Consider the following 21,708-nt stretch of genomic DNA (forward strand, 5'->3'; position numbering starts at 1 on the left):
AACAACAAAAAAATGCCGTATTTATGCGGCTTTTGGCGTTTCGCAAACGCCTAATCTTATTATAAATGAAAAGGAGGACTACAGATGGAGAGAAAGAGATTTCTTGCAGTTGTAATGACTGTGATGATGGTTATTTCAATGATTCCATCCATGGTTTTTGCGGCAGCTCCGTCAGGAGAATTGGGCGGTAAGCTTAAGATTAAGGGACTGGCAGCTGTAGGCGTAGTAGTGAGTGCAGATTATGCAAAGGTTACACCGGAAGAGGTTACAGATGAAGATTTCACTTTTTCCTGGTCAAGACAGACAGGGGAGAAGGAGTTAACACAGGTAGGTACTGAGAAGACCTATACGATCACTCAGGATGATCTGGGATGCAGACTGGTGCTTGATCTGACCCCTGTAGATGGAAGCGGACTGACAGGTATTCTTACTGCAAAGACGTTAGAGGTAGCTGCAACTGAAGAAGAGGCGAAAGCAGTGGAACAGGAAGCAGAGGATACACAGCAGACAGAAACGGCAGATGGAACAGAGAATGCACAGCTGGAAGAAACGGCAGATGGAACAGAGGAGGCACAGCTGGAAGAAACAGCAGATAATGCAGAAGGCAGTCAGGATTCTGAAAATCAGGATGTAGATAGAACAGAAGATGTACAGCAGAATGCAGGGAATGAACAGGAAGATGACTCTCAGAACACAAAAGGTCAGCCGGAGGAAACAACAGAAGGTACTGATGATTCCCAGATGAAAATTTATACAGAAGATCAGCTGCAGGTGGATGAGAACGGAAATGTGCAGACAGATGGATCAGAGAAAGATCAAAAGACTTACGAAGCGATTGCCACTGTAGAGGACAGCGAAGATCAGATTTGTGATTTTGGAACAGTAAAGAGTGATCTTGAGGATGTGGAAGCACAGTATGTGCAGATTACGAACACCGGAAATGAGAACTTGAATTTTCAGGAGATCAGTCCGGAACATTTTATGGTTCAGGATATTACAGAACCGCTGAGTGCAGGTGAATCTGTAAGCGTATGGATACAGCCGAGAGAAGGACTGGAACCGGGTGAATATGATGATATGATCACATACCGGACGGAAGAAGGTATTGAGGTTTCTTTTGAAGCGAAGATTGCAGTTGAAGGTGAGGATGATTCATCAGATGACGAAGATCTGAAGCCTTCGGATGAGCCTTCTGCAGAACCGACAGAGACGCCGGATGACAGCGAGGCTCCATCGGCAGGTGACAATGCAGATGCATCTCTTGAGGCACAGTCTCTTGAGGTAAATACAGGAAGTCTTAATTTCAGCGATATCGAAGAAAATTATACACAGGCCAATGAGACACTGTCCGTAACCGTAACAAATACAGGGGATGGAACTGTCACTTTAAAGATACCGAAATCAGATTATTTTGAGGTGATGAACGAAGATGGAAGTGAAGCTGTATCAGGAATACAGATTGCAAAAGGTGATTCTCTTATGTTCATGGTACAGCCAAAAACCGGTCTGACGAAGGGGGATTACAGTGATACCCTGATATTTGAAAGTGAAGAGGATTCGGAAGTGGCAGCGCAGGTAACTGCGGAAGTATCTGTAAAAGAGGCAGAACAGGAACAGATCACAGCAGTTCAGGCAGATCCGGAATCTTTCAGTTATGATGATCTGAAGGAAGGTTATGATACTCCTGAAGCGACGACCATTACACTTACCAATACAGGAAATACAACTGTTTCGCTGATGCAGCCATATGCAGAGTATTTTGATATTGGGGAACTTTCGGCATCAGTGCTGGAGCCGGGAGATTCTGCTGCATTTACAGCAGTACCGGTGAACGGTCTGAAAGTCGGCAATTACCTGGACAGTATTCAGATAGCCCAGACCAGTTCGGAAGGACAGGAGGATGTATTGACAACAATCAAAGCTTCTGCGACTGTTTCGGAAGTGAAAAAGATTTATAAATTATCCGTAACACCGGAAGAACTGAATTTTGGAAAAGCAAAAGAAGGATATAGTGAGGCACCGGAAGCGCAGAAAGTTACAGTGACGAATGAGGGGAATACAAATGTAACTTTAAATGCACCGTCAGGTAAAAACTTTAAAATCGGGAAACTTTCAGCCACAGAGCTTGCACCGGGGGAGAGCTGTACATTTAAAATCCGCCCGAAGGAGGGTTTAAAGGCCGGCTCCTATACAGAGTCAGTTGTGATTGATAATAAACAGCAGATCAGTGCAGAAGTGAAAGTTCAGTTTACGGTTAAAGCTGCCCGCAAGGCGAAAATTGCAGATCCGACAGATAATAAGATTACAGGAATCAGTTCAGATGGATACACAACACAGTCAAAGATTACATTTACAGCAGTCGGAGCGGGTATGGACAATGAAAGTCCGGGAAAGGGAGATGTCCGCTATGTACCGTATAACTGGAAAGTGATCAATACAAATAGCTGGAGCAGTGCACCTTATACTGCTGCATTTGGAATTACGAAGGCCGGAACCTACACATTGACAGTTACATTTGACCGTCAGAAGTATAATGGAAGTGAATGGAAGAATACAGGGGAGCAGGATACTAAACAGGTGAATTTCAGTATTACACAGGCGCAGACTGTAACTGCAACTCCGACTCCGCAGCCGAATGGAGCAAGTGCGAAAACAGCGGTAAAGACAGGAGATACGACTAATATCACACCGTTTGTGATTATTCTGGCGATTGCAGCGGGATGTATTGTGGGAGTTGTGGTATACAAAAGACGAAAGAAATAAGAGTTATCTGAAGAAAAAATACAGGGGAATATGTAAAATATAAAATTATTAGCACTCATTTTTAGTGAGTGCTAATTTTTTCTTGACTTTTGGAATAAATGGTATTACTATATCTTTCAGAGAAGCAACTTACAGGAGTCAAAAGCTATTTCAAAGGATAAACAGGAGAGGATAGTTTTGGCTCAGGAGGCAGAGCAGGTAAGAATGCAGTATATTGACAGATAAAGTTGCGGCAAATGATTAAAAACAAAAAGGAGTGTGGACAGCATGGCTGTAAAACATGGAAATTTATCAATTAACAGTGAAAATATTTTCCCAATCATCAAGAAATGGTTATATTCCGATCATGATATTTTTGTAAGAGAGCTGGTCTCCAACGGATGTGATGCGATCACTAAACTGAAAAAACTGGAAGTAATGGGAGAATATACTTTTCCGGAAGGATACAAACCGGAGATTCAGGTAATTGTTAATCCCGATGAGAAAACTCTGAAATTCATCGATAATGGTATTGGCATGACTGCTGATGAAGTAGAGAAATACATTACCCAGATTGCTTTTTCAGGTGCAACTCAGTTTCTTGAGAAATATAAAGACAAAACTACAGATGATCAGATGATCGGTCATTTTGGACTTGGATTTTATTCTGCATTTATGGTGGCGGATGAAGTGCATATTGATACACTTTCCTATACAGAAGGTGCACAGCCTGTACACTGGTCCTGCGATGGTGGAACAGAATATGATATCCAGGAAGGTAACAAGAATACGATTGGTACAGAAATCACCCTGTTCCTGAATGAAGACTGCCTGGAATTTGCAAACGAGTACCGTATGCGTGAGATTCTTGAGAAATACTGTTCCTTCATGCCGGTTCATATTTACCTTTCCAAAGCAAATGCACCTCAGGAATATGAGACAATTGATGAATCTGAGTTAAGAGACGATGATGTAGTTGTTGAACATATTCATGAGGAAGCAAAGACAGAAGAAAAAGAAAATGATAAAGGTGAAAAGGAAGTTGTTGAAATTTCTCCTGCAAAGGATAAAGTAAAGATCAATAAACGTCCGGTTTCCATCAGTGATATTAATCCGCTCTGGATGAAGCATCCGAATGAATGTACAGATGATGAATACAAGGAATTCTACCGCAAGGTATTTATGGATTATAAGGAACCGTTATTCTGGATACATCTGAATATGGATTATCCGTTTAATTTAAAAGGTATCCTGTACTTCCCGAAGATCAATACAGAGTATGATTCCATTGAAGGAACGATCAAACTTTATAACAATCAGGTATTTATCGCAGATAATATCAAGGAAGTAATTCCTGAATTCCTGCTTCTTCTGAAAGGTGTGATCGATTGTCCGGATCTTCCATTGAACGTGTCACGAAGTGCATTGCAGAATGACGGATTTGTACAGAAGATTTCTGAATACATTTCCAAAAAAGTGGCAGATAAGCTTACCGGAATGTGCAAGACTGACAGAGAATCTTATGAGAAATACTGGGATGATATCAGCCCGTTTATTAAATATGGCTGTATTAAAGATGCTAAGTTTGCAGAGAAAATGGGAGATTATGTACTCTTTAAGAATCTTGATGGCAAATATCTCACATTAAAGGACTGCATTGAAGAGAATAAAAAAGAAACAGAAGAAACTGAGGCTCAGACAGAAGAAAAGAAAGAAGATGCAGCAGAGTCTGAAAACAAAGACAATGCGGAAGCGAAAGAACCTGAGAAGACAGTAATTTTCTATGTAACTGATGAAGTTCAGCAGAGTCAGTATATCAATATGTTTAAGGAAGCAGGAAAAGATGCCGTTATCCTGAAACATAATATTGACAGTGCATTTATTTCCAGTCTTGAGCAGAAACATCAGGAAGTACAGTTTAAGCGTATTGATGCGGATCTGACCGAAGAAATGAAGGGTGAGGGTACTGCCGATGAAGAAACTGTCAAAGCACTGACAGAACTTTTCCGCAAGAGCCTTAATAAAGATAAACTGGAAGTACATGTTGAGAATCTGAAAAATGAAAATGTATCAGCAATGATGACTCTTTCCGAAGAGAGCCGCCGTATGCAGGATATGATGAAGATGTATAATATGTATGGAATGGATCCGAATATGTTTGGCGGACAGGAAACACTGGTTCTGAATGCGAATCATCCATTGGTTAAATATCTGGCAGAGAATCAGGAATCTGACAAGGCTCCGCTTATCTGTGAACAGTTGTATGACCTTGCGATGATGAGCCATAAACAGCTTTCACCGGACGAAATGACCAGATTTGTTCAGAGAAGCAATGAAATTTTGCTGATGATTGCAAAATAAGATAGAAAGCAGGCAATTTGCCGGCAGATCAATGAGAGGACAGATACGCCTGTCAGAATAGCAGAATATCAAATAAGGAGCGGAGAATAACTTTTGCTCCTTATTTTTGTGGAAAACAATTACATTGGTATTGACAAATGTCTTATGAATTCCTATTATTAAGTTGCCGATATTTTAATGAATATGCCGAATCCGCATAAAATATAACGGGTTACAGAGAATAGTGACTGCAATGGTGCTTCCGGGCAGCCAATATCGTGACTTTCATTTACTTATAGAGAAATGTGTGTAAATAAATGAGATATCCAAATCTGTAAAAACACAGATTATGGAAGTTACAGGAGGAACGATGTATGAGTGCAGTTTATGGAGTTATTAGAAAATTGGGTGCAACATCAAAGTATAAAGGATATTATTATGTTGTGGATGCAGTAGAAATGGCACAGAAAATTTATGAGCGACCGGTAAAAGTCACCAAAGATATTTATCCGGTCATTGCAAGAAAATATAAATCAACGCCGTCTAATGTAGAACACAACATAAGAACACTGGTAAACTTATGTTGGATGAATCATAAGGATACACTGGAAGAAATGGCAGGATGTACAATGGCAGATAAACCGACGAACAGTGAGTTTATAGATATTCTGGTCTATTATCTGCGTTATTCGGATAAAGACTGATAACAGAATCTACTCATAATTTCTCACAGGGAATGTGATGACTGGAGAGAAAAACAGTCATGGAATCATCCCAGAGATGTTCCAGACGTTTATCCGGACTGAATGAAGTATAAGAAACACCTGTTGTACATAAAAGGGACTGGTTCTTGTACTGGATATTCAGATAAAAGCTTTGCACAGGAATATCTGCAATATGCCGTTCATTTTTTAACAACGACTGTGTCTGATCATGAGAAAGTTCAAATACAATCCTGAAATTCAAAGGTGTGCGTCTGCCGCGTATGATAGAAAAACAATAAGGTTTTACATCATGCCAGAGGGAATATTCTGTGGAATTCTCCTCAAAAGCAGCCTTTGTGTCAGTATCAAAGAAATCGTAATGAAGTTTTCCGTTTATGGTAAAAGTGTTGAAGGTTGTCACAGATGCCTCGACAAGAGAAAAACGGTCAAATACCTCACCGATCAGGAGTTTATTCATAAAATCTTTTACATCAGTAATTTTTAAAGCAAGCATACAACACCTCTCTGATAACATGATTTACAGCTGTTCAGAATTAAAAAAATACTTCTGGATTGCTGCATATTTCTGAACATATTTTGTGGATTAGGCAGCGCTTCCTGCACTTTGCGGGAAGCGTCTTTTTATTATAAAGCACTTTTGAAAAAAAGAACAGTGTTTTTATTAAAAAGTCTTTTCAAACGTAAAGCGGTGTGATAAGATATATCTGGTATTGAATACTACATATAATGGAAAAGAGGACGATATAATTGAGATATAAGATTATCATAGATAGTTGTGGAGAACTTTTGGACGAATGGAAGAAAGATGAATGTTTTGAATCCATTCCACTGACTCTGATGGTAGGAGCTGAACAGATCATAGATGATGAAACATTTAATCAGGCAGAGTTTATTGATAAAGTGGCAGCCTGCCCGGAATGTCCGAAATCAGCCTGCCCGTCACCTGAGAGATATATGAGAGCATATGACTGCGAGGCTGAGCATATTTATGCAGTGACTTTGTCTTCTGAGCTGAGTGGTTCCTATAACAGTGCGTTGCTTGGCAGAGATCTTATTATGGAAGACCATCCGGATAAAAAAATACATGTGTTTAATTCACGTTCCGCATCCATCGGGGAAAGCCTGATCGGAATGAAGATACAGGAATGCGAAGAAGCAGGGATGAGTTTTGAAGAAGTTGTTTCAACTGTGGAACATTATATTGAAGGACAGCATACATTTTTTATACTTGAGAATCTTGATACTTTGAGAAAGAACGGCCGTCTGAGCAAAGTGAAAGCGTTAGTGGCCAGTGCATTGAAAATCAAACCGGTCATGGGTTCTACGGATGATGGAAATATCTGCCAGCTGGATCAGGCAAGAGGCATGAATCGTGCTCTGATCAAGCTTGTAGAGCAGGTAATCGAGAAAACTCCGGACAGTGCAGAGAAGGTTCTTGCCATCAGTCACTGCAATTGTCCGGCAAGAGCACAGGTGCTCAAAGAGGCTTTTGAAGAGAGAATGAAACTTGCAAAGATCGTAGTCCTTGATACAGCGGGTGTAAGTTCTATGTATGCAAATGACGGCGGAGTGATCGTTGCAGTATAAACTAATTGTTTTCTTTTGCAGTAAAGTGTGCTATAATCAGAAAATACGAAATATTGATGCAAAGGAGATCTATCATGAGCCAGAAGAAAGTCGATGCTTATAAGGCCAGAAAAGGACTGCATAACAAAACAGACAGAAAAGAAAAAGTACTTTTTGGACTGGAAATGTTTGCCTGGGCATTCATTTGTGTTGTGATTGTTGCATGGATTGGTTATTCTGCATATGTAAAAGTGACAGGAGCCAAAGAGAATGTGGTTCAGAATACAGTAATGGATACTACTGCACTTGACAATTACATTTCGAATCTGTCAACAGATGCATCCGATGGTACAGACAGCACTGATGCAGATACAGCGGAGGAAGAAGATACAACAGCTTCCACTGATACAGACAGTGAAGATGCTGATGCAGCAGACACAACCGCAGATGATTCTGAAACGGAAACCGCAGATAAATCTGAAGAAGCAGATGATACAAATGTAGCAGACGATAAAGCTGCAGAAACAGCAGATTCAACAACGGATGCAGACAGCGCAGATGCTAAATAGAAATTGAATCTCTGATGGATTCACAGAAGAAAAGCAATAAAAAATCCCCGGATGATCCGGGGATTTTTTTGAGGTTTAATCCGTATAGAAAAGTGCGGAATTCAATCCTCTCGCGTTAACAAAAATTATAAATTATAATTTTGTAACGTTTGCAGCCTGCATACCACGAGCACCTTCTGTTAAGTCGTATGTTACAGCCTGTCCTTCTTCAAGGGATTTGAATCCTTCACCATTGATAGCGGAGAAATGTACAAATACGTCTGCACCGTCTTCACCAGTGATAAATCCGTAACCTTTTTCTGCGTTGAACCATTTTACAGTTCCCTTGTTCATGTTGTTACCTCCATAAAAAATAAAAAAATTATATAGTTTCTGGCAAATAAAAAAATCACCAGATTTTACAGATTATATACTGTTATATAATCTCTAAAAACCAGTGACTATACATTAAATAATCCAGATATGAACTGATTATATCTCCCGCATTTTGAATTGTCAAGCAAAAAAGACTGCACATCAGTAAAAAAAGGCTTTATAAAAGAAGAAGTTTCGTGTATTATGTATATCAGAAAGTTATTGTCAAACGACAACGAAGGGAGAGAATTGCATGGGTATTCTGATTCAGGGAGGACGTATCGTAGATGCGGCTACTGACACTGATAAAAAAGGCGATATTTATCTGGAAGATGGCGTGATCACCGAGATCGGTGAGAAACTTAAAATAAAAGATAAAAGCGACAGAGTAATAGATGCGAAGGGATGTCTGGTAATGCCGGGACTGATCGATCTTCACGTTCATTTCAGAGATCCGGGACAGACACAGAAAGAGGATATAGAGACAGGTTCCCGGGCTGCTGCAAGAGGTGGTGTGACAACGGTTGTTGCAATGCCGAATACAACACCGGTAATTGACAGTCCGGATCGTGTAAATTATGTGTATAATAAGGCAAAACAGCTTGCCGGCATTCATGTGCTCCAGGCAGGTGCCATTACGCAGGGGGAGAAGGGACAGGAACTTTCTGATATCGAAGGAATGGTAAAAGCGGGAATCCCGGCATTATCTGAAGACGGCAAATCTGTTATGAATACCAGACTTTGCAAAGAAGCTATGGAAGTGGCAGAGAAATTCAATGTTCCGATTTTTGCTCACTGTGAGGATATTGATCTGCGCGGTGATGGATGTATGAATGAGGATGAGAATGCGCGGAGACTTGGTCTGCCAGGTATCTGCAATGCAGTTGAGGATGTGATCGCAGCGAGAGATATTCTTCTTGCCAGAGAGACAGGGGCAAGACTGCATCTGTGCCATTGTTCCACAGAAGGTGTTGCGAAGATGATGGAGATTGTGAAGGAAGAGGGATTGGACAATATCACAGCAGAGGTTTGCCCGCATCATTTTATCCTCACTTCCGATGATATTAAATGTGATGATCCAAACTATAAGATGAACCCTCCTCTTCGTACGAAGAAAGATGTAGATGCACTGATCCGAGGACTGAAGGATGGTTCCTTTAAAGTGATCAGTACAGATCATGCACCTCATGCAGTGCCGGAGAAGACAGGCTCTATCCGGAATGCGGCTTTTGGCATTGTGGGAATTGAGACAAGCTTTGCATTGTCTTATACTGCACTTGTAGAAACTGGAATTCTTACAATCTCACAGCTTATTGAGAAAATGAGCTGGAACCCAGCACAGATTCTGGGAAGTGACAGAGGTACACTTCAGAAGGGACATCCGGCAGACATTGTCATTGCAGACATTGATCACGAATATAAAATAGATAAAAATGAATTTGCTTCCAAAGGACGCAACACACCATTTGACGGATGGAAAGTAAAGGGAAAAATTCTCTATACAATCTGTGATGGAAAAGTTGTATACCAGAATGCATAAAAATACCATATCAATATTCAGGAGGAAAGACTCATGATCAACAAACTTATTGAAAACATTAAAAAAACAAACGCTCCTATCGTAGTAGGACTGGATCCGATGCTCAACTATATCCCGCAGCATATTCAGAAGAAAGCTTTTTCTGAACTGGGGGAAACATTAGAGGGAGCAGCAGAAGCTATCTGGCAGTATAATAAAGGAATCGTTGATGCGATCAGCGATCTGATCCCTGCAGTGAAACCACAGATCGCAATGTATGAGCAGTTTGGTATTCCGGGCTTAATGGCATATAAGAACACCATTGATTATTGCAAAGAAAAAGGTCTGGTAGTTATTGGAGATATCAAACGAGGTGACATTGGTTCCACATCTGCTGCATATGCAGTCGGACATCTGGGTAAAGTTCAGGTGGGAAGTAACAGAATCGCAGGTTTTGACGAAGATTTTGCGACAATCAATCCATATATGGGATCTGACAGTGTCAACCCGTTTATCGATGTATGTAAAGAAGAGAACAAAGGGCTTTTTGTACTCGTAAAAACATCCAATCCGTCCAGCGGAGAGTTTCAGGACAGAATCATTGACGGACGTCCGCTTTATGAGTGGGTTGGAGAGAAGGTTGCCCAGTGGGGAGAATCACATATGGGAAATGAATACAGCTATGTAGGTGCTGTAGTAGGTGCAACCTATCCGGAAATGGGAAAAACTCTCCGTAAGATCATGCCGAAAACCTTCATCCTGGTACCGGGATATGGTGCACAGGGCGGAAAAGGTGCCGATCTTGTTCATTTCTTTAATGAAGACGGACTTGGTGCAATCGTCAATTCCTCCAGAGGAATCATTGCAGCTTACAAACAGGAAAAATATGCTTCCTTTGGTGAATTAAATTATGCAGATGCATCCCGCCAGGCGGTAAAAGATATGATCGAAGACATCAGTACTGCTTTAAACAATCGCTAGGAGGCATGAAATGAGCGAAAAGACAAGAGAAATCTGCACTGTTGTAAGTCAGGAGAGCATTGGTGCAGGCATTTACAGTATGTGGATCCAGACTGACAGAATTGCAGCAGATGCGAAACCGGGACAGTTTGTATCTCTTTATACAAATGATAAATCCAAAATTCTTCCCAGACCGATCAGTCTTTGTGAGATTGACAAAGAAAATGGCCGTCTTCATCTGGTTTACAGAGTGACCGGACAGGGAACCGGAACCGATGAATTTTCACAGATGAAAGCCGGAGATACCATTCCGGTACTGGGACCTCTGGGAAATGGTTTTCCTGTAGAGAAGGCTGAGGGGAAAAAAGTTTTCCTTATGGGTGGTGGAATCGGTGTTCCTCCGATCCTGGAACTTGCAAAGCAGATGAAATGTGAGAAAAAACAGATCATTGCAGGATACAGGGACTGTCATACGTTCCTCAGAGAGGAATTTGAGGCGGCGGGAACACTTTATATTGCCACAGAGGATGGCAGTGTGGGAACAAAGGGCAATGTTATGGATGCTATCAGAGAGAATGCTCTGGAAGCGGACGTGATCTATGCCTGCGGACCAACTCCGATGCTTCGTGCAATCAAGAAATATGCCGAAGAAAATGGGATTGAATGTTATATTTCCCTGGAGGAACGTATGGCATGCGGAATCGGTGCCTGCCTTGCCTGTGTGTGCAAATCCAGAGAAAAAGATGCACATAGCAATGTGAATAATAAGAGAATCTGCAAGGATGGCCCGGTATTTCTTTCTACGGAGGTGGAAATCTGATGGATATGAGTGTAAATATTGCCGGCGTAGAGTGGAAAAATCCGGTAACAGTGGCATCCGGAACCTTTGGTTCAGGAGCAGAATTTGCTGATTATGTAGATATTAATAAGCTGGGAGCAGTGACAACCAAGGGCGTAGCCAATGTCCCGTGGGTCGGAAATCCGACTCCGCGTGTGGCTGAAGTTTACGGAGGCATGATGAATGCGATTGGTCTGCAGAATCCTGGTATCGATCTTTTCTGTGAGAGGGATATTCCTTTTTTGAAACAGTATGATACAAAGATCATTGTAAATGTATGCGGTCATGCGCCGGAAGAATATCTGGCAGTGGTGGAACGTTTGGCAGATCAGCCAATTGATATGATGGAGATTAATATTTCCTGCCCGAATGTAAACGCAGGATTCCTTGCATTTGGTCAGGATGCACATCATGTAGAGGAACTTACCGCTCAGATCAAAAAGATTGCAAAACAGCCTGTGATCATGAAGTTAACACCGAATGTCACAGATATCACAGAGATTGCAAAAGGTGCGGAAGCAGGCGGTGCAGATGCGGTATCCCTGATCAATACACTGACAGGAATGAAGATTGATATCAACAGGAAGACTTTTGCGCTTGCAAATAAAACCGGTGGTGTTTCCGGACCGATCGTGAAACCGATTGCTGTCCGTATGGTTTATCAGGTTGCACAGGCAGTCAATATCCCGATCATCGGAATGGGCGGAATTTCCTGCGCAGAGGATGCAATTGAGTTTATTCTTGCAGGAGCCAGCGCAGTATCTGTGGGTACGGCAAATTTCCACAATCCGGCAGTGACACTGGAAGTGATCGATGGAATTGAAGCGTATATGAAGAAGAATGGATTCAATTCCGTAAAAGAGATGGTTGGTATTGTAAAATAAAACAGATACAGGAGGCATAACATAAGATGGAACAGTATAAACAGGAATTTATTGAATTTATGGTAGACAGTGAAGTTCTGAAATTCGGAGAATTTACCCTTAAAAGCGGAAGAAAGTCCCCGTTTTTTATGAATGCAGGCGGATATGTGACAGGTTCTCAGTTAAAGAAACTGGGTGAGTACTACGCACATGCCATTCATGATAAATATGGCGATGATTTCGATGTGCTTTTTGGACCTGCATATAAGGGAATCCCGTTAAGTGTTGTAACTGCAATTGCATTCAGCGAATTATATGGAAAAGAAATCCGCTACTGTTCAGACCGTAAGGAAGAAAAAGACCATGGTGCAGATAAGGGAAGCTTCCTCGGAAGTAAATTAAAAGACGGCGATCGTGTAGTGATGATCGAAGATGTAACAACATCCGGTAAATCCATGGAAGAGACAGTACCGAAGGTAAAAGGTGCGGCTGATGTGGAAATCGTCGGTCTTATGGTTTCTCTGGACCGCATGGAAGTCGGAAAAGGCGGCGTGAAGTGTGCCCTTGACGAAGTCCATGACCTTTATGGGTTTGAAACAAATGCGATTGTTACAATGAAAGAGGTCATTGAACATCTTTATAATAAAGAATATAAAGGAAAAGTAATCATTGACGATACATTGAAAGCCGCAATCGACGCATATTATGAGCAGTACGGTGCAAAATAAGCAAATACAGGTAACAGCGATTTATAAATAAGATATCATGATCTGCGAAAGCAGATCATGATACTGATGAGGACGATTATGAACGAAAAAATTTATAAAACCATGTCTTCCACAGGAGCCTGCAGTCTGACAGTCGGGATCATTGTACTGGCAACGGGAATCGTAACAGGGATCATGATGATCGTAAACGGTGCAAGACTGCTGAAAAAGAAATCAGAGATATTGATATAAAAGGCTTCAGAAACAGGAGAAAACATTGAAAAAAGAAACGAAGCATATCATACGGACACTGGGAACCATTTTGTTTATCCTGTATGTTCTGGCACTGATTTATTTTCTGTTCTTTTCAGAAGAATACGGAAGAGCAGCAATGGAAGAAAGACAGTACAGATATAATCTGATACCGTTTGTTGAGATAAGGCGTTTCTGGGTATACAGGAAACAGCTTGGACTTATGGCGGTAGTTACAAATCTTTTTGGAAATGTAATTGGTTTTCTTCCATTTGGATTTATACTGCCGGTTATTCTGGACAAAATGAGAAGCGGATGGCTGATCGTACTGGCAGGATTTGGGCTTAGTGTTACGGTAGAGGTCATCCAGCTTATTACAAAGGTTGGGTGCTTTGACGTAGATGATATGATATTGAATACAGCAGGGGCGGCTCTGGGATATCTGCTTTTTTTTATCTGCGATCACCTGAGGAGAAAAATTTATGGCAAAAAGATATAGATATGCGTTTGCAAAGAAAAGAGAGGCACAGCAGGGAAAACTGTCAGCAGTGCTGGCGGCTGTTTCACTGGTTTTATTTGTGACTGCAGTTTTGCTGGCATTTTTTTTGCAGGGACAATACGGATATATTGTAGGCGGGATCAGTCTTTGCGCAATGCTTCTGTCTGTATATGGATTTGCGATGGGACTGAAAAGCTTTTCAGAAGAAAACCGGACACACAAAGCAGGTATGATCGGCTCTATTGCAAACGGAATCATAATGATCGGATGGCTGGGAATCTTTCTGATGGGAATTTCCGGCTGATTAACAGGGAAGTCTGATAGAAAAAGGAGAAATATAGTTTGGACGAATGGGTTATGGAACGGTATGAACTGGCGAAAGAAAGAATCGCTCAGATACCGGACGAGAAAATGGCAGAAGAACCGTACTGCGATTTTTTTACAAAAGAAGCAATGTTTTTACAGCAGGTGATTCATGTGATGGACCATGGAATTGCGGGGAAAAATCTTGAAGAACTTCAGGAACAGAATCATGAATTATATCAGGATATTCTGCCCGAAAATTATGAAAATTCTTATGGAAATCCTGCATATGCACAGAAAATGCTGGGAGAATACGGAAAAGTATTTACCTTTCTTTATACAGAACTTTATGGCACGATTGCTTATGCGTTTGAAAAAAAAGCATGGGATCTTACGGTTGTACTTGAATTGTTTCTGGAAATCTATTCTGCATTTACGCAGGAAGAAATTCCTGCTGAGAAACAGGTGAAAGAAATTCTCGTTTCCTATGTGAATGACTACTGCCAGGATATGGTGGAAAATCGGATCAGAGAGGCGATTGATCCTGAGAATAATTTTGTGGTTGAAATGATCATGGATTCGGATCTGAGCGATCTGAGTTATCTGTATCAGTCCGGCGAATATGTATCGGAAAATGAACTGAAAACAGCAGAATTTATGAATTCACTTTCCCAGAGGGAAATTGATGAGATGGCACGTACTTATACAGAAGGCTATCGGATGGGATTCATCACAGGAAGAAAAGATATTACAAAGAAGAAAACGGTTAATATACGTTATCATCTTGGCTTTGAGCGTATGGTAAAAGCGGCTGTTCTTCAGTTCCGGGAGATGGGGCTGCAGACGGTTATTTACCGCCATGCACTTCATGCGGTGAACAGACGGAATCAGTTCAGAAATGGATTTACAGGAGGAATTGCAAATCCGCAGTTTGATTATGACCACAGACAGGACAGTGCGCTGTTTCTGGATCCGGATTTTGTAAAGCGTAAACTTCGTGCCATGCAGACTTCTTATGATGAATATGCAGATCTGGCAGATGTACATGGCGGACCGGCTGTGATCGAGACATTTGGAGAGAAGCCGTTTTCACCGGTAAGTAAACCGGAAAGCTGGGCGTTTACAGAAGCACAGCAGAAGCTTCAGCTGGAACTGGACAATGAATCCGGTCAAATCACAAATCGTTATATCAAAGGTGAGGAAAGAAGTTTTACGATCATTGCTTATCCGATACCTGAGATCGGGGAGGATTTTCCGGAAATTTTCCGTGAGATCGTAAAGATCAATACATTGGATTATAAGAAATATCAGAAGATCCAGCAGACGATCATAGATACTCTTGATACCTGTGAATGGGTGGAAATCAAGGGAAAGGGAGAGAATGAGACAGATCTGCTCATTCATCTTCATACATTAACAGATGCGAAAACACAGACAAATTTTGAGAACTGTGTGGCAGATGTAAATATTCCTCTGGGTGAAGTATTTACTTCACCGGTGCTTGCAGGAACAGGCGGAATGCTTCATGTTTCAAAAGTATATCTTAACGGACTGCAGTTTTGTGACCTGAAGCTTGTGTTTGACTGCGGACAGGTGATCGATTACAGCTGTTCTAATTTTGAAACAGAGGAAGAGAACCGTAAATATATTGAAGATAATATTCTGTTCCATCATCCGAAACTTGCAATGGGAGAATTTGCGATCGGAACTAATACAACAGCTTATGTGGCAGCGCAGAAATATAATATCGCAGACAAACTTCCGATTCTGATCGCGGAGAAAATGGGACCGCATTTTGCAGTTGGTGATACCTGTTACAGCTGGTCAGAAGATACTCCGGTCTATAATCCGGATGGTAAAGAGATCATCGCAAGGGACAATGAGATTTCCGAGATGCGAAAAGAAGACGTCAGCCTTGCTTATTATGGATGTCACACAGATATTACGATTCCATATGACGAACTGGGAAGCATCCGTACGATTGATGATGAGGGGGATATGATCTCTATTATTGAAGATGGAAGATTTGTCCTTCCGGGTACGGAAGCTCTGAACGAGCCGTTTGGGGAATAAAGGCATTTTCCTATTAAGTTCGGAATACAAAAAAATTTATTAGTTCGTTAAAATATTTCTTTGCATTAATTTTATTGACAGAAAAAGGGAATCTTAGTAGAATCTACGGTTAGAGAGGGTTTTGATAAAATCTTTTCTGACCGTACTTTTTTTATCAATAAAATAAAAACAAAGTCCCGGACAGATAAAATCTGGTCTGTCTGAGAATACTTGAGAAGAAAAGGAGAATAATCATGGCAAAAGTAGGAATTGTGATGGGCAGCGACTCAGATATGCCGATCATGAGCAAAGCAGCAGACATTCTGGAGAAACTGGGAATTGATTACGAGATAAAGATCATTTCCGCACACAGGGAACCGGATGTCTTTTTTGAATATGCAAAAACAGCAGAGGAAAAAGGCTTTAAAGTAATCATTGCAGGTGCAGGAATGGCAGCTCATCTGCCGGGAATGTGCGCAGCAATCTTCCCGATGCCGGTTATCGGAATTCCTATGCACACCACTTCTCTGGGAGGAAGAGATTCCCTTTATTCTATCGTACAGATGCCGTCAGGAATCCCGGTTGCAACAGTCGCTATCAACGGAGGCGCAAACGCAGGACTTCTGGCAGCTAAGATACTTGCAACATCAGATGAGGAACTTCTTGCAAAATTAAAGGCTTACAGCCAGGAATTAAAAGAACAGGTGGAAGCAAAAGACGCAAGATTACAGGAAGTCGGATATAAAAATTACTAAAAAATAATTACTATACACGAAGTGAACGGTAATAGAAAACAATCTGAAATTGAGAGTAAAAGACGGAGGATAATTATGGATTACAAGACCGCTGGAGTAGATATTGAAGCAGGATATAAATCAGTAGAGCTGATGAAGGAACATGTAAAGAGAACCATGCGCGAAGAGGTGCTCGGAGGCCTGGGCGGATTTTCCGGAGCATTTTCCCTTGCTAAGATCAAAGAAATGGAAGAGCCGGTACTCTTATCTGGTACAGACGGATGTGGAACAAAGGTAAAACTTGCGATGGTCATGGACAAACATGATACCATCGGAATTGATGCAGTTGCCATGTGTGTCAATGATATCGCATGTGCAGGCGGAGAACCATTATTCTTCCTTGACTATATTGCATGTGGAAAGAACTATCCGGAGAAAATCGCGGCTATTGTAGGCGGTGTGGCTGAAGGATGTGTACAGTCTGATGCAGCTCTCATCGGTGGTGAGACAGCAGAACATCCGGGATTAATGCCGGAAGATGAATATGACCTGGCTGGTTTTGCAGTAGGTGTCTGCGATAAGAAAGATATGATCACAGGAGAAGACTTAAAAGCCGGAGATATCCTGATCGGTATGGCTTCCACTGGCGTTCACAGCAACGGTTTCTCGCTTGTCCGTAAAGTATTTGATATGACAAAAGAATCCCTTGATACTTACTATGATGAACTTGGAACAACACTTGGTGAAGCTCTTCTTGCCCCGACAAGAATCTATGTAAAAGCATTAAAGAGCATCAAAAATGCAGGTGTCCGCGTACATGCATGCAGCCATATCACAGGTGGCGGTTTCTATGAAAACATTCCGCGTATGCTCAAAGATGGTACACGTGCAGTAGTAGAGAAGAACAGCTATCCGGTACTTCCAATCTTCAAACTTCTTGCAGAGAAAGGTAACATTGAAGAACAGATGATGTACAACACCTACAACATGGGACTCGGAATGGTTCTTGCCGTAGATGCAGCAGATGTTGATAAAACAATGGAAGCAATTAAAGCAGCAGGCGATACTCCATATGTAGTCGGACGTATCGAAGCAGGTGAAAAAGGAGTGACTTTATGTTAAAAGTCGGTGTACTGGTTTCAGGAGGCGGCACAAATCTGCAGGCTATCCTGGATGCCATTGACTGTGGAAAGATTACAAATGCAGAAGTTTCTCTGGTTATCAGCAATAATCCGAAGGCTTATGCGCTGGAGAGAGCAAAGAATCACAACATAGAAGCTGTATGTATTTCCCCAAAACAGTTTGAGAACAGAGAAGAATTTCACAGGGCACTTCTTGCGAAGCTGAAAGAAAGTGGTGTAGAGCTTATCGTTCTGGCGGGATTTCTTGTGGCTATTCCTCCAATGATCGTGGAAGCGTATCCAAATAAGATCATCAATATCCACCCGTCACTGATTCCGTCTTTCTGTGGAGTGGGCTATTATGGATTGCATGTACATGAGAAAGCTCTGGAAAGAGGCGTACGTGTGACAGGTGCGACCGTACATTTTGTTGACACAGGTACAGATACAGGTCCGATCATTCTTCAGAAGGCCGTAAAGATTAAATCTGATGATACCCCGGAAGTTCTTCAGAGACGTGTTATGGAGAAAGCGGAGTGGAAGATTCTTCCGAAAGCTATCAATCTTATTGCCAATGACAAAGTGAAAGTGGTGGATGGAAGAGTAGAAACAGAGGAATTTGATACAGAAGAGTAGATAAAGGAGCAAAAATAAAATGAAAGTCTTGATCGTAGGCAGCGGTGGAAGAGAACATGCCATTGCATGGAGTGTTTCAAAGAGTCCGAAAGTGGATAAAATTTATTGTGCACCTGGAAATGCAGGGATTGCAGAACTTGCAGAATGTGTAGATATCGGTGCTATGGAGTTTGAGAAACTTGCTGATTTTGCTCAGGAGAAAGCAATCGATCTTACCATTATCGGTATGGATGATCCTCTGGTTGGCGGTGTGGTAGATGTATTTGAAGCACGTGGTCTGAAAGTCTTTGGCCCGAGAAAGAATGCAGCTATCCTTGAAGGCTCCAAAGCGTTCTCAAAAGATCTGATGAAAAAATACAATATTCCCACAGCGGCATATGAGAATTTTGATGATCCTGAGAAAGCACTGGAATATCTCCGCACAGAAGCCAGATTTCCAATTGTCCTGAAGGCTGATGGTCTTGCACTCGGCAAGGGAGTACTGATCTGTCAGGATCTGAAAGAGGCAGAAGATGGCGTAAAAGAGATCATGGAAGATAAGAAATTCGGAAATGCCGGAAATACCATGGTCATCGAAGAATTTATGACAGGACGTGAAGTCTCTGTGTTATCATTTGTAGATGGAAAAACTATCCGTACAATGACATCCGCACAGGATCATAAACGCGCTCAGGACGGTGATCAGGGATTGAATACGGGCGGAATGGGAACTTTCTCCCCGAGTCCGTTCTACACAGAAGAGGTAGATGAATTCTGCAGGAAATATGTATATCAGCCGACAGTGGACGCAATGGCTGCAGAAGGACGCCCATTTAAGGGAATCATTTTCTTTGGTCTTATGCTTACCGCAGATGGCCCGAAGGTATTGGAATATAATGCACGCTTCGGAGATCCGGAAGCACAGGTAGTCCTGCCACGTATGAAGAATGATATCATTGAAGTAATGGAAGCTTGCGTAAATGGAACACTGGACCAGGTAGACCTTCAGTTCGAGGATAATGCAGCAGTGTGCGTAGTACTTGCAAGTGATGGATATCCTGTAAAATATGAAAAAGGTATCCCAATGTACGGATTTGAGAACTTCAAAGGTAAGGATGGGTATTATTGTTTCCATGCAGGAACCAAATTAAAAGATGGTCAGATCGTAACCAACGGAGGTCGTGTCCTGGGAATTACAGCTACAGGAAAAGACCTGAAGGAAGCAAGAAAAAATGCCTATGAAGCCACAGAGTGGATCACATTTGCAAATAAATATATGCGCCATGATATTGGTAAGGCAATTGATGAAGCATAAATAATTTTGAGGTGCTGCAGTTTCAGAAAAAATGTATTTTGGATGATTACTGTAAAACAAATCAGAAAACAGAAAGGTTTAAAACCAGACCGGACTGTTTTCTGATTTTTTTGTAAATGTTTTTGCATAAATAATATAGGCTATTTTCTTTACTTTTTATGTAATCTGTTATAAAATAAAACAGTGCTGTAAAACAGAAACGTAATCGAACTCCGGACAGCAGGGGAAATTTATGAACAGAAATTATGTAGATAAGAAAATACAGAAGATCATAAAAGAAATGAGACAGAGAGGATAAGAGCATGGGAATCAGCAAAGAAGAAGCAATCAAAGAATTACAGACCAGAGAGGAGATTTTTGTGGCATATTCACAGGCTACAAAGCTTCCGTATGTGAAATGTGATGAAGAGACATTTAATGATCAGGCATGGATTTTTTCAACAGAAGAAGGAATCAAAGAATTCGGCAAAAAAATGCTGGAAGAAAAGGTTCTTCTTATGGGTATGAAATTTACCAAGAAGGATTATCCCAGATTATATGGAACTTTCTATGCAATTGGCGTAAATACAGTTGTATGGGTAGATGGTGAAGATAAGATTGAGATTGATCTTCCTGATATTGCAAAACAGGCAGATATGAGCAAGATTGAGCCGGCTAAGAGACCGCTTCTGAATCCTACACTGGAGCTTTCCGGCATTTACTTTATGCAGGAACTCCGCCGTCCGGTAGAGAAGGATCAGCATGGAAATCTTCGTGAGCTTGAGGAAGAACTGATCGTAAACCTGAAGAAATCCGAATATCTGGTTGCTATGAATGTAGATCCTGAAGATCCTAAGAAGATCAATATTCCGTATCTCAAAAATAAAAAAGAAGAAATTCTCCAGCCTGTATTTACAGACGTTATGGAACTTGAGAAGTTTACAAAAGGTCAGAAGCTGCGTATTGCGAAAGTACCGTTTGCAAAACTTCCGGAGCTGTTAATCGATAAGGCAATGGCTTATGCAGTTAATCCATTAGGCTTTAACCTTGTTCTGAACAGAGAACAGCTCAATAAGATCATTGGCTTAAAATAATCAAGTCATGTAGATGAAATTCAGTTGACAGAAAGAAGATAAAGGGTGTGCATGCTGTGTGAGAACATGGCAGTACACTCCTTTTTGTTTTGAAAAATAATACAGCAATACGTCTTTCTGTTGCAAAAAATGTTGGTTTGTGCTAGGATATGTGTAACACAAAAAGGAGAAGAAAACGTATGATGATAGAAATAGATTTCAGCAGTGATGAAGCCATTTACATCCAGCTGACCAATCAGATCATCATGGGGATTGCTACGTCAAGACTGCAGGAGGGAGATACACTGCCATCAGTGAGACAGCTTGCAGATACAGTTGGGATAAATATGCATACAGTAAATAAAGCATATTCACTGTTGCGACAGGAGGGATTTGTCACTATCGACCGCAGACGTGGTGCAGTGATTTCTATTGATGTAAATAAACGGAAAGCATTGGAAGAACTGAAACAGAATCTCATGGTGGCGCTTGCGAAAGGATGTTGCAAGAGCGTAAGCAGAGAGGAAGTACATCAGCTTATTGATGAGATTTTTGACGAATATGATGAAAACAGATAGGAGA

22 protein-coding genes are annotated in these 21,708 nt (G+C 41.3%); 20 read left to right on the plus strand and 2 right to left on the minus strand.

Going from position 1 to position 21,708, the window contains the following annotated elements; translation table 11 throughout:
- Positions 1-84 precede the first annotated feature (84 nt).
- The 3 genes from LJE12_RS15460 to LJE12_RS15470 all read left to right on the plus strand — a co-directional run bounded on the left by LJE12_RS15460 (position 85) and on the right by LJE12_RS15470 (position 5,786).
- Positions 85-2,763: a hypothetical protein gene (locus LJE12_RS15460; RefSeq protein WP_227292260.1), complete on the plus strand. Its 2,679-nt coding sequence runs from the start codon at positions 85-87 to the stop codon at positions 2,761-2,763.
- A gap of 267 nt (positions 2,764-3,030) precedes the next feature.
- Positions 3,031-5,103, plus strand: a complete 2,073-nt coding sequence (gene htpG / locus LJE12_RS15465) for a molecular chaperone HtpG (protein WP_062807214.1) — start codon at positions 3,031-3,033, stop codon at positions 5,101-5,103.
- Positions 5,104-5,456: 353 nt separating this feature from the next.
- Complete coding sequence (locus LJE12_RS15470; protein ID WP_008705507.1) at positions 5,457-5,786, plus strand: sporulation initiation factor Spo0A C-terminal domain-containing protein; 330 nt, start codon at positions 5,457-5,459, stop codon at positions 5,784-5,786.
- Between the two features lie 13 nt (positions 5,787-5,799).
- Here the strand turns inward: LJE12_RS15470 and LJE12_RS15475 are convergent, their stop codons facing one another.
- Positions 5,800-6,300, minus strand: coding sequence for a DUF5721 family protein (locus tag LJE12_RS15475; RefSeq protein WP_226852705.1), 501 nt, complete (start codon positions 6,298-6,300; stop codon positions 5,800-5,802).
- Positions 6,301-6,554: 254 nt separating this feature from the next.
- Here LJE12_RS15475 and LJE12_RS15480 point away from each other — a divergent pair, with 254 nt between their 5' ends.
- Entirely contained in the window at positions 6,555-7,394 is an 840-nt protein-coding gene (locus tag LJE12_RS15480) for a DegV family protein (RefSeq protein WP_118633815.1), read from the plus strand.
- 74 nt (positions 7,395-7,468) lie between these two features.
- The gene (locus tag LJE12_RS15485; RefSeq protein WP_020993366.1) at positions 7,469-7,942 is read left to right on the plus strand and encodes a hypothetical protein; all 474 of its coding nucleotides are present in this window, start codon (positions 7,469-7,471) and stop codon (positions 7,940-7,942) included.
- Positions 7,943-8,074: 132 nt separating this feature from the next.
- Here the strand turns inward: LJE12_RS15485 and LJE12_RS15490 are convergent, their stop codons facing one another.
- Positions 8,075-8,275, minus strand: coding sequence for a cold-shock protein (locus tag LJE12_RS15490; protein WP_008705499.1), 201 nt, complete (start codon positions 8,273-8,275; stop codon positions 8,075-8,077).
- A 274-nt stretch (positions 8,276-8,549) separates the two neighbouring features.
- On the opposite strand from LJE12_RS15490, the gene LJE12_RS15495 reads away from it, so the two are divergent.
- The 15 genes from LJE12_RS15495 (at position 8,550) to LJE12_RS15565 (ending at position 21,704) form a co-directional block, all read left to right on the plus strand.
- Positions 8,550-9,836: a dihydroorotase gene (locus LJE12_RS15495; RefSeq protein ID WP_173704683.1), complete on the plus strand. Its 1,287-nt coding sequence runs from the start codon at positions 8,550-8,552 to the stop codon at positions 9,834-9,836.
- 33 nt (positions 9,837-9,869) lie between these two features.
- Positions 9,870-10,796 carry an orotidine-5'-phosphate decarboxylase gene (pyrF, locus tag LJE12_RS15500; protein WP_008705494.1) on the plus strand — a complete coding sequence of 309 codons (927 nt, stop codon included), beginning with the start codon at positions 9,870-9,872 and terminating at the stop codon, positions 10,794-10,796.
- Positions 10,797-10,806: 10 nt separating this feature from the next.
- Positions 10,807-11,595: a dihydroorotate dehydrogenase electron transfer subunit gene (locus tag LJE12_RS15505; protein WP_008705492.1), complete on the plus strand. Its 789-nt coding sequence runs from the start codon at positions 10,807-10,809 to the stop codon at positions 11,593-11,595.
- Positions 11,595-12,497 (plus strand): dihydroorotate dehydrogenase, encoded by a 903-nt coding sequence (locus tag LJE12_RS15510; protein ID WP_026648362.1) that lies wholly within the window; start codon positions 11,595-11,597, stop codon positions 12,495-12,497. Before LJE12_RS15505 ends, LJE12_RS15510 begins: the two co-directional genes overlap by 1 nt.
- A 26-nt stretch (positions 12,498-12,523) precedes the next feature.
- Complete coding sequence (gene pyrE, locus LJE12_RS15515) at positions 12,524-13,204, plus strand: orotate phosphoribosyltransferase (protein WP_025579488.1); 681 nt, start codon at positions 12,524-12,526, stop codon at positions 13,202-13,204.
- A 78-nt stretch (positions 13,205-13,282) separates the two neighbouring features.
- Positions 13,283-13,435 (plus strand): hypothetical protein, encoded by a 153-nt coding sequence (locus tag LJE12_RS15520; RefSeq protein WP_022380872.1) that lies wholly within the window; start codon positions 13,283-13,285, stop codon positions 13,433-13,435.
- 25 nt (positions 13,436-13,460) lie between these two features.
- On the plus strand, positions 13,461-13,934 hold the full coding sequence (locus tag LJE12_RS15525; protein WP_008705487.1) for a VanZ family protein: 474 nt from the start codon (positions 13,461-13,463) through the stop codon (positions 13,932-13,934).
- Positions 13,918-14,238: a DUF6142 family protein gene (locus LJE12_RS15530; protein WP_008705486.1), complete on the plus strand. Its 321-nt coding sequence runs from the start codon at positions 13,918-13,920 to the stop codon at positions 14,236-14,238. The genes LJE12_RS15525 and LJE12_RS15530 overlap by 17 nt, the downstream gene beginning before the upstream one ends.
- Positions 14,239-14,291: 53 nt before the next feature.
- A complete protein-coding gene (locus LJE12_RS15535; protein ID WP_029677051.1) occupies positions 14,292-16,310 on the plus strand; it encodes an aminopeptidase in 2,019 nt (672 codons plus the stop codon).
- A 233-nt stretch (positions 16,311-16,543) separates the two neighbouring features.
- Positions 16,544-17,044 (plus strand): 5-(carboxyamino)imidazole ribonucleotide mutase, encoded by a 501-nt coding sequence (gene purE, locus LJE12_RS15540; RefSeq protein ID WP_008705484.1) that lies wholly within the window; start codon positions 16,544-16,546, stop codon positions 17,042-17,044.
- Between the two features lie 75 nt (positions 17,045-17,119).
- A complete protein-coding gene (gene purM / locus LJE12_RS15545; protein ID WP_227292261.1) occupies positions 17,120-18,145 on the plus strand; it encodes a phosphoribosylformylglycinamidine cyclo-ligase in 1,026 nt (341 codons plus the stop codon).
- Positions 18,139-18,780 carry a phosphoribosylglycinamide formyltransferase gene (gene purN, locus LJE12_RS15550; protein ID WP_025579492.1) on the plus strand — a complete coding sequence of 214 codons (642 nt, stop codon included), beginning with the start codon at positions 18,139-18,141 and terminating at the stop codon, positions 18,778-18,780. The genes purM and purN overlap by 7 nt, the downstream gene beginning before the upstream one ends.
- Before the next feature lie 19 nt (positions 18,781-18,799).
- Positions 18,800-20,074 carry a phosphoribosylamine--glycine ligase gene (gene purD / locus LJE12_RS15555; protein ID WP_055057206.1) on the plus strand — a complete coding sequence of 425 codons (1,275 nt, stop codon included), beginning with the start codon at positions 18,800-18,802 and terminating at the stop codon, positions 20,072-20,074.
- A 302-nt stretch (positions 20,075-20,376) separates the two neighbouring features.
- Positions 20,377-21,147 (plus strand): SseB family protein, encoded by a 771-nt coding sequence (locus tag LJE12_RS15560; protein ID WP_008705480.1) that lies wholly within the window; start codon positions 20,377-20,379, stop codon positions 21,145-21,147.
- Positions 21,148-21,326: 179 nt separating this feature from the next.
- Entirely contained in the window at positions 21,327-21,704 is a 378-nt protein-coding gene (locus tag LJE12_RS15565; RefSeq protein ID WP_020993363.1) for a GntR family transcriptional regulator, read from the plus strand.
- The last annotated feature ends 4 nt before the right edge of the window (positions 21,705-21,708 follow it).

Source organism: Blautia sp. DFI.6.71 (genome assembly GCF_020593585.1).
Classification (GTDB): Bacteria; Bacillota; Clostridia; order Lachnospirales; family Lachnospiraceae; genus Blautia_A; species Blautia_A wexlerae.